10 protein-coding genes are annotated in these 12,132 nt (G+C 73.7%); 5 read left to right on the top strand and 5 right to left on the bottom strand.

Annotation, left to right across the window (positions count from 1 at the left end; translation table 11 throughout):
- The 3 genes from NH339_RS14755 to nudC all read left to right on the top strand — a co-directional run.
- On the top strand, positions 1 to 887 hold an 887-nt coding region (locus tag NH339_RS14755), incomplete at its 5' end, for a PD-(D/E)XK nuclease family protein (RefSeq protein ID WP_253026674.1).
- Entirely contained in the window at positions 884 to 4,030 is a 3,147-nt protein-coding gene (locus tag NH339_RS14750) for an ATP-dependent DNA helicase (RefSeq protein WP_253026672.1), read from the top strand. The genes NH339_RS14755 and NH339_RS14750, both read left to right, overlap by 4 nt.
- Entirely contained in the window at positions 4,027 to 4,917 is an 891-nt protein-coding gene (nudC, locus tag NH339_RS14745) for an NAD(+) diphosphatase (RefSeq protein WP_253026670.1), read from the top strand. The genes NH339_RS14750 and nudC overlap by 4 nt, the downstream gene beginning before the upstream one ends.
- A gap of 34 nt (positions 4,918 to 4,951) precedes the next feature.
- Here nudC and NH339_RS14740 read toward each other — a convergent pair whose 3' ends face one another.
- Both NH339_RS14740 and NH339_RS14735 read right to left on the bottom strand, forming a co-directional pair.
- Positions 4,952 to 6,253 (bottom strand): dicarboxylate/amino acid:cation symporter, encoded by a 1,302-nt coding sequence (locus tag NH339_RS14740; protein ID WP_253026668.1) that lies wholly within the window; start codon positions 6,251 to 6,253, stop codon positions 4,952 to 4,954.
- Between the two features lie 229 nt (positions 6,254 to 6,482).
- A complete protein-coding gene (locus NH339_RS14735; protein ID WP_067855885.1) occupies positions 6,483 to 6,725 on the bottom strand; it encodes a mycoredoxin in 243 nt (80 codons plus the stop codon).
- A 149-nt stretch (positions 6,726 to 6,874) separates the two neighbouring features.
- Between NH339_RS14735 and NH339_RS14730 the strand changes: the two genes are divergently transcribed.
- The gene (locus NH339_RS14730) at positions 6,875 to 8,917 is read left to right on the top strand and encodes an ATP-dependent helicase (RefSeq protein ID WP_253026666.1); all 2,043 of its coding nucleotides are present in this window, start codon (positions 6,875 to 6,877) and stop codon (positions 8,915 to 8,917) included.
- On the opposite strand, the gene NH339_RS14725 is transcribed toward NH339_RS14730, so the two are convergent.
- Positions 8,898 to 9,785 carry an ArgP/LysG family DNA-binding transcriptional regulator gene (locus NH339_RS14725; protein WP_253026664.1) on the bottom strand — a complete coding sequence of 296 codons (888 nt, stop codon included), beginning with the start codon at positions 9,783 to 9,785 and terminating at the stop codon, positions 8,898 to 8,900. The genes NH339_RS14730 and NH339_RS14725 overlap by 20 nt on opposite strands.
- Positions 9,786 to 9,854: 69 nt before the next feature.
- Between NH339_RS14725 and NH339_RS14720 the strand changes: the two genes are divergently transcribed.
- On the top strand, positions 9,855 to 10,490 hold the full coding sequence (locus NH339_RS14720; RefSeq protein WP_253026662.1) for a LysE family transporter: 636 nt from the start codon (positions 9,855 to 9,857) through the stop codon (positions 10,488 to 10,490).
- Between the two features lie 3 nt (positions 10,491 to 10,493).
- Here the strand turns inward: NH339_RS14720 and NH339_RS14715 are convergent, their stop codons facing one another.
- Positions 10,494 to 11,867, bottom strand: coding sequence for an AarF/ABC1/UbiB kinase family protein (locus tag NH339_RS14715; protein ID WP_253026660.1), 1,374 nt, complete (start codon positions 11,865 to 11,867; stop codon positions 10,494 to 10,496).
- Between the two features lie 25 nt (positions 11,868 to 11,892).
- Positions 11,893 to 12,132 (bottom strand): hypothetical protein (locus tag NH339_RS14710; RefSeq protein ID WP_253026658.1); only part of this gene is annotated, 240 nt, incomplete at its 5' end.

The following is a 12,132-nucleotide window of genomic DNA, read 5'->3' as shown; positions in this document are numbered from 1 at the left end:
CCCACCCCGACCGCTGGTGGGGGCTGGCGCCCCGCACGACCTCCGACGCCCCGCTGCGGCCCGCCGACCAACCCATCCGGCTCTCGGGCAGCCAGGTGTCCGCGCTCGAGCAGTGCCCCCTGCAGTGGTTCCTCGACCACGAGGCCCGTGGCGCGCACGCCACCACGTCGGCCCAGGGCTTCGGCTCGATCGTGCACGCCATCGCCGCCGATGTCGTCCGCACCGGGGTCACGCCCGACGTCAGCGCCATGTCGGCGCACCTCGACGACGTCTGGCACGAGCTCGACCTCCCGCCCTGGGTCGGCGCCCGCGAGAAGACGGCCGCCGTCGAGGCGCTCGGACGGTTCGCCACCTGGCACACCGAGAACCCGCGCACCGTCGTCGCGGCGGAGCACCCGTTCGACGTCGAGGTCGAGGTCGAGGGCCGCGCCGTCCGCCTGGGCGGGTCGATGGACCGGGTCGAGGTCGACGACGAGGGTGGTGTGCACGTCGTGGACCTCAAGACGTCCAAGAACCCGCCGTCCTCGCGCGACATCGCCGAGCACCCCCAGCTCGGCGTCTACCAGCTCGCGGTCGAGCACGGCGCCACCGCCGACGTCGTCCCCGACGGCCGCGCGGCCGGTGCGGAGCTCGTGCAGCTGCGCGTCGACGCCGGCGGCGCCCCCAAGGTCCAGCCGCAGGACGGTCCCCGCGACGACCAGCCGTTCTTCGCGGTGGAGCAGCTGCGCCGCAGCGTGCGTACCGTCGCCGAGGAGCAGCTGGTCGCCACCGCGTCGCCGAACGCCTGCGGCTGGTGCCAGTTCCGTCGGGTCTGCCCGGCCCACGACGACGGCGCCAGCATCCTGGTGCGCCAGCGCGGGCCGGTCGCGGGGGAGGAGCAGGCATGAGCCTCGTCCGTGACCCGCAGCACCTGCGCGACCTCGTCGGCATCCCGTTCTCCGAGCCGCAGGTCGCCGCCATCACCGCCGGGCTCGACCGTCCCGGCGCCATCATCGCCGGCGCCGGCTCGGGCAAGACGACGGTCATGGCGGCGCGGGTGCTGTGGCTCGTCGGGCACCTCGGCGTGGCGCCGGAGCGGATCCTCGGGCTGACCTTCACCAACAAGGCGGCTGCCGAGCTGGGGCAGCGGATCCGGGCGAGCCTGGAGCACCTGCCCGCCGACCCCGGCGACCCGTGGGGCGACGTGACGGCCTCGACGTACCACGCGTTCGCCGGGTCGCTCATCACCGAGCACGGGCTGCGGCTCGGTATCGAGCCGGACCTGCAGGTCGTCACCGACGCCTCGCGGTTCCAGCGGATGGCTCGCGTCATCTCCGCCTACGACCGCGAGCTGCGCTTCATCGGCACCCACGTGCCCACGCTGGTCGGCCAGGTGATGGCACTGGACTCCCAGCTGTCCGAGCACCTCGTCAGCCCCGAGGAGCTGCGCCGGCACGACGCCGCCGTCGTCGCGGAGTTCGAGGCCGTCGGCAAGCCGGCCCTGCTGCGCGACGCCGCGCTGACCGCGCTGAAGCGCAGCGAGCTCAGCCTCCTCGTGGAGGCCTACCGGGTCGCCAAGGCGGCCGACGGCGTCATGGACTTCTCCGACCAGATGGCGTGGGGCGCCCAGCTCGCGCAGCTTCCGGAGGTCCGGGCCGCCATGCTCGAGCGCTACGACGTCGTCCTGCTCGATGAGTACCAGGACACCTCCGTCGCCCAGCGCGACCTGCTGCAGGCGCTGTTCTCCGAACTCCCCGTCACGGCCGTCGGCGACCCCGCGCAGGGCATCTACGGCTGGCGGGGGGCCGCCACCGGCAACCTCGAGGAGTTCCTCGACGACTTCCCGGCCGCCGACGGCAGCCGCGGTCGTCAGTTCGCCCTCGTGGAGACCCGACGCTGCGCGCCGGAGGTCATCGCCGCCGCCAACCACCTCGCGCAGCCGTTCTACGCGTCGTCGTCCGTGGTCTCGCCGCTCGTCTCGGCCGCCGACCTGACCGGACGCGTCGACGTCGCGCTCCACCGCACCGTCGACGAGGAGATCGCCGCGCTCGTCGCCGGCGTCGTCGCCGAGCACGACGCGGGCCGACCCTGGGCCGACATCGCCGTCCTGGTGCGGGTGGCCCGCGAGAACGGCGAGATCGTCAAGGCGCTGCGCGACGCGCACGTGCCGTTCGAGATCGTCGGCCTGGCGGGGCTGCTCGTGCAGCCGGAGGTGCTCGACGTCGTCTCGCTGCTCGAGGTCGTCGAGGACGTCACGGCCAACCCCGCGGTGCTGCGGCTGCTGGCCGGGCCGCGCTGGAACGTCGGGCCCCGTGACCTCGCCCTCCTCGGTCGACGTGCCGCGACCCTGAGCGGACGCGGGCACGGCGCCCAGGACGACGCGACGCTCGCCGAGGAGCTGGCGCGGGCGGTCGAGGGCACCGACCCCACCGAGGTCGTCTCGCTCGCCGAGGCGCTCGACGACCCCGGCGACCTGCCCTACGACCCGCGCGCGCTCGAGCGCTTCGCCGACCTCTCGCGGGTGGTGCACCGCGTCCGTGCGCACGTGGGCGAGCCGCTGCTCGACCTCGCGCGTCGCGCCGTCCGCGCGCTCGACCTCGACGTCGAGCTCGAGGCCGGCGACGTCGAGGGCGCGTCCGACAACCTCGCGACGTTCCTCGACGCCGTGGCCGACTACGGCGCCACCGACCGCTACGCCTCGCTCACGGGCCTGGTGACCTACCTGCGGGCGGAGTCGGAGTTCAACGAGGGCATGGAGGTCACGACGCCCTCGGAGGCCGACTCGGTCAAGCTGCTGACCATCCACCGCTCGAAGGGCCTGGAGTGGGGCGCGGTGTTCGTGCCCCTCGTGTCGAGCAGCGTGTTCCCGTCCGGTCGTGGCCGGCCGAGCTGGCTGACGAACGGCAGCGCGCTGCCGACGTCGCTGCGTGGCGACGCGGCGAGCCTGCCCGACCTCGCGGAGTGGACGCCGACCGCGGGCAAGGAGCTGCGCGCGGCGAGCCGCGAGGCCGACCTGCTCGAGGAGCTGCGCCTCGGGTACGTCGCCTACACCCGCGCCAAGGAGCGCGTGGTCGTGAGCGGTCACTGGTGGGGACGCACCCAGCTGAAGCCGCTCGGACCGTCGGACTTCCTGCTCACCACGCGCGACTGGCTGGCCGAGCAGGGGATCGCGCCGCTGCACTGGGCGGACCCGCCCGCCGACGACGAGACCAACCCGCACCTCGTGCTCGCCGACGGGATCGCGTGGCCGGTGGAGCCGCCGGCTCTCGACGGACGGCGAGCGCTCGCCGCGGAGGTCCTGGCCGCCCTCGACGGGGGCGGGACCCCGGTGCCCGAGCTGCCGGTCCCCGGCGACCGGGTGGCCGAGCTCTCGCTCGAGATCGACCTCCTCCTCGCCGAGGCCGAGGCGGCGCAGGCCGAGGCGCGTCCTGTCGAGCTGCCGTCCACGCTGTCGGCGACGGCCGTGCTGGCCCTGGCACAGGACGAGTCGTCGTTCGCGCGCACGCTGGCGCGGCCGATGCCTCGCCAGCCCTCGGGTGCGGCGCGGTTCGGCACCCGGTTCCACGCCTGGGTCGAGTCGCACTACGGCCAGCGACCGTTGCTGGAGCCCACGGAGCTGCCGGGTCAGGGCGACGTCGAGCTCGCCGACGACGCCGAGCTGGCCGACGTCATCGAGCGGTTCGAGTCGGGCCCCTACGGGCATCGCACACCGCACACGATCGAGGCGCCGTTCTCGATGCTGCTGGCGGGCCAGCAGGTGGTCGGCCGCATCGACGCCGTGTTCGCCACGACCACGGCGGCCGGCCGGGGCTTCGAGGTGGTCGACTGGAAGACGAGTCGTCGGGCCGACGCCGACCCGCTGCAGCTCAGCCTGTACCGGGTGGCCTGGGCCGAGCTGCACGGCGTCGACCCGGCGCTCGTGTCGGGTGCGTTCTACTACGTGCGGCTCGGCACGGTGGTGCGGTACGCGCCCGAGGACCTCCTCGACCGCGAGGCGCTCGAGGCGCTGCTCGCGCCGGGCGACGGCCCCGGGCCTAACCTGGCAGGGTGAGCGCCTCGACCTCGTCCGCGACCCCGCCGTTCGCCTTCGACCGGGCCCGCCACGACCGCGCGGGCCTGCTGCGGGCCGACGACGCCTGGGAAGGTCCCGGGGTGCGCGTGCTGGTGCTGGGTGGTGAGCACGTCGCCACGGTCGACGGGCCCGCGCTGCGCTGGGTGCCGCGCGAGGAGGCGCCGGAGGGCATCTGGATCTTCCTCGGCGAGCTCGACGGGGTGCCGCACGCCGCCGTCGTCGTCGAGCGCGTGCCACAGGACCTGACGCCGGTGAGCATCCGCGTCCTGGCGCCCCTGCTGGGTGCCGACGACCTCTCCCTGGCGGTCCACGCCGTCGGGATGGCGCGCTGGCTCGCCGCCACCCCGTTCTGCCCGCGCTGCGGCGGGTCCACCGAGATCCGGTCGGCCGGTCACCTGCGTCGGTGCACCGTCTGCGGCACCGACCACTTCCCGCGCACCGACCCCGCCGTCATCATGCTCGTCACCGACGACCAGGACCGCGCGCTCCTCGGGCACCAGGCCAGCTGGCCGGAGGGCCGTTGGTCGACGCTCGCGGGGTTCGTCGAGCCCGGGGAGACGCTCGAGGACGCCGTCCGACGCGAGGTGGCCGAGGAGTCCGGTGTCGTCGTGGGTGAGGTGGCCTACGCGGGCAGCCAGCCGTGGCCCTTCCCGGCGAGCCTCATGGTCGGCTTCTTCGGTCGGGCGACGGCCACCGACATCGAGGTCGACGGTGTCGAGATGGCGGCGGCGCAGTGGGTCACGCGCGAGCAGCTGCTCGCGCAGGGCGAGGCGGGCACGCTGCTGCTCCCGCCGAGCGGCGTCTCGATCTCCAGCTGGCTCATCGAGAGCTGGTTGGGCGAGCGCATCCCTGCCGGCTGGTACTGACCTCGACGCCGGCCCTGCGGCCAGCGGTCGACCCTCACCGGTCCCGCGACGTCACCTCGGCACCCTGCACGACGTCCGCGTCCGCGTCGCGGGCGTCGACGAGGGCGCGGTCGTCGTAGACGTCACGGTCCAGCTCGCCCTCCGCGTTCGCCACGAGGATCGCGACGAGGGTGTCGCCGTTGACGTTCAGGAAGGTCCGCAGGATGCCGGTGAACCAGTCGACGGCGATGAGGAGGCCGACGGCCTGCAGGGGGAGCCCGAGTGACGTCGCCAGGACTGTGGCGACCACGGGGAAGCCGCCCGGCACCGTGATGGTGCCCATGTTCAGCAGGACCGCCAGGGCCATGCCGAGCACGATGTCGCCCCACCCGAGCTGGACGTCTCCCGCCTGCGCCAGGAACATCACCACGACGACGTAGTTGAGGACGGCGCCGTAGGAGCCCATGGTGAGGCCGACCGAGAGGGTGAAGTTGGCGACCCGCGGGCCCACGCCGATCTTGTCAATCGCGGTCGTCAGGACGGTCGGGAAGGTGACCGCGGAGCTGGTGGTGGTGACGGCGATGGCGGTCTGGTCGGCTACCTTGCGCGGCAGACGCGTCGGGTTGATGCCGGTGCGCGCCACCACGACCGTCACGAACAGGACCAGGAGCAGCACCACGCCGAGCGCCGTCGTGCCGAGGTAGGCGAAGGACGTCGTGACGACGGCGAAGCCGACGTCGCCGGCCAGGGCGGCGAGCAGGCAGAAGACGCCGATCGGTGCGACCCGCATCACGATCTGGATCATCGTCAGCACGACCTGCTGGACGCTCGACAGCACGTCCAGGACGAGCGTGCTGCCCGTCTGGGTGATGGTCGTCCGCAGCGCCAGGCCGAAGAGCAGCGAGAACACGATGATCGGGACCATGGTCGCCGTCGACATCGCCTCGAAGACGTTGGTGGAGACGAAGCCGAGGAGGGTCTGCTGCCATCCCGTGTCGGCAGCGGCCTGGGCGGAGCCCTCGAGCGCCGGGTCGAGCCGGCCGTCGAAGGTCATCCCCGAACCCGGCTCGATCAGGCTGCTGAGGGCCCACCCGAGGACGGCCGCGACGCAGGAGAAGCCGATCATCCACCCGAAGGTCCGCGCCGCGAGCCGCCCGGTGCCGCTCCCGCTCATCCCGGCCGTCGCGACGATCACCGACGCCATCACCAGCGGCACGATCGACATCTGGATCAACCGGATGAACAGGTCGCCGACGAACTTGAGGTTCGCCGCCCAGTCGCCGACGGCCAGACCGAAGACGATGCCGAGCAGGGCGGCTGCGCCGATCTGCGTAGCGGGGTGCTTGAGCAGGGTCATGGGGCCTCCGACGTGGTGCGGGACGACGGCCCGCTCGACGGAGGGGCAACCACCGCTGCGTCCCCCACGGGCCCGGATCGTGAAGCCCCTACGTTCCTGGCCCGGTGTTTCGAGCACGCTCCAGCGACATCAAGATTTCATGAACCGTGTCCGCGTGAGACGACGGTTTCAGCCCGAGCGCGCGCTCGCACCGGGGTTGCCGGAGGGCTCCTGACCCCGGTCGCGGGGGTCAGACGCCCAGCTGGGCCTTCACCTGCGCGACGGAGGGGTTCGTCAGGGCGGTGCCGTCGGCGAACACCAGGGTGGGGACCGTCTGGTTGCCGTTGTTGGCCTTCTCGACGATCGCGGCAGCCTCGGGGACCTGCTCGATGTCGACCTCCTCGAAGCTGATGCCCTCGCGCTGGAGCTGCGACTTCAGCCGGTGGCAGTAGCCGCACCACGGGGTCGAGTAGAGGGTGAAGTCGCCGGTCATCGTTGTCTCCTGTGCGGTCTAGGCTGGTCGCACCGGTGTCGACGACGCCGGTGCCACGGGTGTCAACGACACCACGGCCGGGCTTGTTCCGCCCGCTCCGCCGGGTTGCCCGGCCCCCGACCCGTCCCCGACCGAGGAGAAGTGCCCGCGTGCCCAGCCCCGAGGACCTCCTCGAGAACCTCGACCCCGAGCAGCGGGCCGCCGCCGAGGCCCTGCGCGGCCCGGTCTGCATCGTCGCGGGCGCCGGGACGGGCAAGACCCGCACCATCACCCACCGCATCGCCTACGGCGTCGCGACCGGGCTGTACGTGCCCACCGAGGTGCTGGCGCTCACCTTCACCACGCGTGCCGCGGGCGAGATGCGCGGACGGCTCGCCCAGCTCGGCGCGCCGCACGTGCAGGCCCGGACGTTCCACTCCGCCGCGCTGCGCCAGGCGCGGTACTTCTGGCCGCAGGTCTACGGCACCGAGCTGCCGGAGGTCGTGGGCTCCAAGTTCGGCCTCGTCGCGGAGGCCGCGAGCCGTGAGGGCATCCGCCGACCCGACAACGCCGTCATCCGCGACCTCGCCGCCGAGGTGGAGTGGGCCAAGGTCAGCAACGTCCGGGGAGCCGACTACCCCGACGTGGCGCGTCGTCGCGGACGCGAGGTCGCCGACCTCGACGCGGGCCGGGTCGCCGCGGTCATGGCCGCCTACGAGGACGTCAAGCGCGAGCGTGGACGCATCGACTTCGAGGACATCCTGCTCATCACCGCCGCGATCCTCGCCGACGACGAGCGCATCGCCGCGCAGGTCCGACGCCAGTACCGGTGGTTCGTCGTCGACGAGTACCAGGACGTCAACCCGCTCCAGTCGACGCTGCTCGACCTGTGGCTCGGCGGCCGCGACGACGTCTGCGTCGTCGGCGACCCGCGCCAGACCATCTACACGTTCGCCGGGGCGTCGCCGCAGATCCTCGCCGACTTCGCCCAGCGCTACCCCGACGCCGAGCGGGTCTCGCTGGTGCGCAACTACCGCTCCACCCCGCAGGTCGTGGCCGTCGCCAACGCGGTGTTCGACGGCGTCCGGGGCGAGGCCCACGGCCGACCGTTGCAGGCGCAGGCCGCGCCGGCCGAGCCCGTGCGATACCTGGGCTACAGCGACGAGCCGAGCGAGGCGTCCGCGGTGGCCGACGAGATCGTCCGGCTGCACCGCTCCGGGGTGCCCTACCGCGAGATGGCCGTCCTGTTCCGGATCAACGCGCAGTCGGAGGCCTTCGAGGAGGCTCTGGGCGAGCGCGACGTCCCCGTCACCCTCCGCGGGGTCGAGGGCTACTTCCAGCGCGCCGAGGTGCGTCAGGCCGTCACCCTCCTGCGCGGTGCGGCGCGCGCCGGCGAGGACGGGGCCGACGCGACGGTCGACGCCGACGCCCCCGACCACGGTCGACTCGGGCACGAGGTCCGCGCGGTCCTGGCGAGCATGGGACACACCGAGACCGCGCCGTCGGGTCCAGGTGCCACGCGCGACCGGTGGGAGTCGCTGCACGCGCTCGTGACGATGGCCGACGACCTCGCCGAGTCCCAGCCGGAGGCCGGCCTCACCGAGCTGCTCGCCGACCTCGACCGTCGCGCGCAGTCCGCCCACGCGCCCACGGCCGAGGGCGTGACCCTCGCGACCCTGCACGCGGCCAAGGGCCTGGAGTGGGACGCCGTGTTCTGCGTCGGGACGCACGAGGGGATGATGCCCATCACCCACGCCGACACCCCGCAGGCCGTGGCCGAGGAGCGCCGGCTGTTCTACGTCGGCGTCACCCGGGCTCGGCGCCACCTGACCATCTCCTGGGCGCGGGCACGCAAGCCCGGCGGGCGACAGGGGCGCAAGCCCACCCGGTTCCTCGACCCGCTGCTGCCGCCGGACCACCCGGCGCGCGGCGGCTCGGTCGTGCCGCGCCCCAAGAAGCGCAGCAACGTCGAGCTCGAGTCGCTCGACGCCGACGCGCGAGCGGTGTTCGAGCGTCTGCGGGAGTGGCGCAGCACCACCGCCGCGGAGGCGAAGGTGCCGGCCTACGTCGTGTTCACCGACGCCACCCTGCTCGCCCTGGCCGAGCTGCGCCCCGCCGACGCCCACGGGCTCGTCGGCATCCCGGGGATCGGCCAGACGAAGCGCGAGCGGTACGGCGAGGCGGTGCTCGAGGTCATCGCCCAGCAGGGTTGAGGCGCTCGGCGGCCGTCGTCACTACGACGTCGGTCAGCCGGTCGAGCAGGGCCGACGGCGTCCGCCAGCGCTGCCACGACAGCGGGGAGCGGATCGTCGGACCTCCGAGGTCGACGAGGTCGGGCCCGTGGGTGGCGGCGTGCTCGGCGGGCAGCAGGCCCCAGCCGAGACCGAGGGACACGGCCCGCGCGAAGTCGTGCGGCGACGGCACGAGGTGGCGTGGGGTCAGGGACGCGTCGACGTCGTGCGCGGCGAGCCAGTCGGCCTGGAGCGAATCGGTCGGGTCGTAGTCGACGCGGGGTGCGGTCCGCAGCTCGGCCTCGCCGACACCGTCGGGGGCCCAGCGGTCCATCCAGGTGCGCGACGCCATCGCCCGGTAGGTCAGCGCGCCGAGCGGGACGGCCCGGCACCCGGGCACCGGCTCGGCGCGGGCCGTGACGGCTGCCATCACCGTGCCGTCCTCGAGCATGCGCGCCGTGCGCGTCTGGTCCTCGCGGTACAGCTCCACCTGCACGTCGCTCGTGCGGGTGAACCGGGACACCGCCTCGAGGAACCAGGTGGCGAGGGAGTCGGCGTTCACGGCGACGGCGAGGCGGGGGAGGCGTGCCTCGGCCAGGCCCAGCTCGGTCGCGGCGTCCTCGTCGAGCAGGGCCAGACGTCGGGCGTAGCGCAGCACGACCTCCCCGGCGGCCGTCGGCCGCACAGGAGTCGTGCGCACGAGCAGGCGCTGGCCGACCGACTCCTCGAGGGCCTTCACACGCTGGCTCACCGCGGACGGCGTCACGTGCAAGGCGCGGGCGGCGCCGTCGAAGGTACCGGCCTCGACTACCGCGGCTACGGTGCGCACGGCGACGGGATCGGACCACATGAAGCCATACTAATGCTCCTGAAGAATTCTTCGCTGGTCCTGAAGATCGCTGCGCCCTAGCGTGACGGCGTGACCAGCCTGCTCTCCGGCCTCGGCGCCGGCCTCGCCCTCATCGTCGCGATCGGCGCGCAGAACGCCTTCGTCCTGCGGCAGGGGCTGCGCCGCGAGCACGTCGGGCTGGTCGTCGCGGTGTGCGCCCTCTCCGACGTCGTGCTCGTCGCCGTCGGGGTCGTCGGCCTGGGGCGGCTCGTCGAGTCGGTGCCCTGGTTCGTCGACGCGGCCCGCTGGGGTGGGGCGGCGTTCCTCGCCGGCTACGCGGTCCTCGCACTGCGCCGGGCGGCGACAGGGTCGGGGGAGTCGCTCGAGGTCGAGGGCGACGCCCACGTCCAGGCCGGCGGGCTGGCCGTGCGGGTGAGGCCGTCAGCGAGGCGGGTCGGGCTGACCGCGCTCGCCCTGACGTGGCTCAACCCGCACGTCTACCTCGACACGGTCGTGCTGCTGGGGTCGGTCGCGGCCTCGCACGGTGACGCCCGCGGGTGGTTCGCGGTCGGCGCCATGACGGGCAGCGTCGTCTGGTTCGCGGCGCTCGGGTTCGGCGCGCGTCACCTGGGCCGCTGGCTGCGGGAGCCGCGCGCGTGGCGTCTGCTCGACGGTGCGATCGGCTGCGTCATGCTGGTGCTGGCCGCCGGCCTCGTGCTCCGCTGAGCGTCAGTCCGGCGGCGCGAACCCGGGGATCGACTCCTCCAGGATCGAGCGGAACGGTGCCGTCGCGTTGAGCTGGCACAGCACGCCGACGCCACCCAGCCAGACGCGGTGGATGAGCAGGTACTCCGGCGGCAGGTTGATCTTCATCGACGTCGACATGCCCTCGCCGCCCAGGCCGACCCGGCCTGCCTGCTCGCGCAGCCAGGCCCGCGAGAACGTGAACGTCGCGGCGCCCGCCGGCTCGACGAACGGCGCGATGTACCCGGCCATCACCTCGGGGTCGATCTTCGTGCCGGGACGCAGGAACCCCTCGCTGCGCAGGTGGTCGGTCACCGCCTGCGCGTCGCCCGCCAGTGCCGCGGTGAGGAGCGGGCCGAGCGCGGGAGGCAGCCCGTCGGGCAGGTGCGCCACCGCACCGAAGTCGACGACGCCGAGACGTCCGTCGGGCAGCACACGGAAGTTGCCGGGGTGCGGGTCGGCGTGCAGCAGCCCGACGCGGTCGGGGCTGGTGAGCAGGAACCGCACGTACCGCTCGCCGTAGCGGTCGCGGTCGTCCTGGCTGCCGTCGCGGATGAGGTCGGCCAGGGAGCCGGTGGACTCCATCCAGCTGCTCACGAGCACGCGCTCGGTCCCGTGCACGACGCTCGGCACGAAGATCTCCGCGTCGTCGGCGTACTCCTCGTGGAAGCGCTGCTGCGCGGCCGCCTCGAGCGTGTAGTCGAGCTCCTCGACCACACGGTCCTCGAGCTCCTGCAGCAACGCCTTGACGTCGATGCCCGGCGCGAGGACCCCGAGGAGCCGGGAGATGCGCGACAGCTGGCGCAGGTCCGAGCGCAGCGCCTTTGCCGCACCGGGGTACTGGATCTTGACGGCCACCTCGCGCCCGTCGTGCCAGCGGCCGCGGTGCACCTGCCCGATGGAGGCCGCCGCGGCGGGTTGGTCGCCGACCTCGACGAGCCGGTCGCGCCAGTCGGCGCCCAGCTCGGCGGCCAGCTGGCGGTGCACGACGTCGACGGGCATGGGCGGGGCGGCGTCCTGCAGACGCGTGAGGGTCTCGCGGTAGGGCGCCGCAATCTCCTCGGGCAGCGCCGCCTCGAAGATGCTCATGGCCTGGCCCATCTTCATGGCGCCGCCCTTGAGCTGGCCCAGCACGCTGAACACCTGCTCGGCGGTGCGCCGCTGCACCTCGGTCAGCACGGCGTCGGCGGGCGCGCCGCCGATCCGCCGGCCCATGCCGAGGGCGGTCCGGCCAGCGAACCCGACGGGCAGGGCCGCAAGCTTCGCGCCACGCGTGAACGCCCCGACCGGGAGCGACGACCGACTGCGCCGGCCAGTGCCGCGGTCGTCGGCGGCGTCGTCCGGCTCCTGTGGCTCCACGTCTCCCAGGATAGGTGCCATCGGCTCAGGCGTCCCGGTGGAGCAGGCTCGTGCAGCCCTCGTGGACCGGGACGACTTCCCGCACGACCTCGCGTCCGCGGAGGTGGAGCACGCCGCCCACCGTCTCGGGACGGTCCGGTCCGGCGCAGGCCGCCGTCTGCTCGGCGACCGCGGCGGCGACGCGGTGCAGCAGGACCGGCCCCGGCGACGGCGGGGGAGCGGCGACGAGCGGGCGACCCAGCTGCCCCACCACCGCCGCCCAGGT

This window comes from Aeromicrobium sp. CnD17-E, from assembly GCF_024124745.1.
Taxonomy (GTDB): Bacteria; Actinomycetota; Actinomycetes; order Propionibacteriales; family Nocardioidaceae; genus Aeromicrobium.
This window is presented reverse-complemented; position numbering and strand designations above follow the sequence as displayed.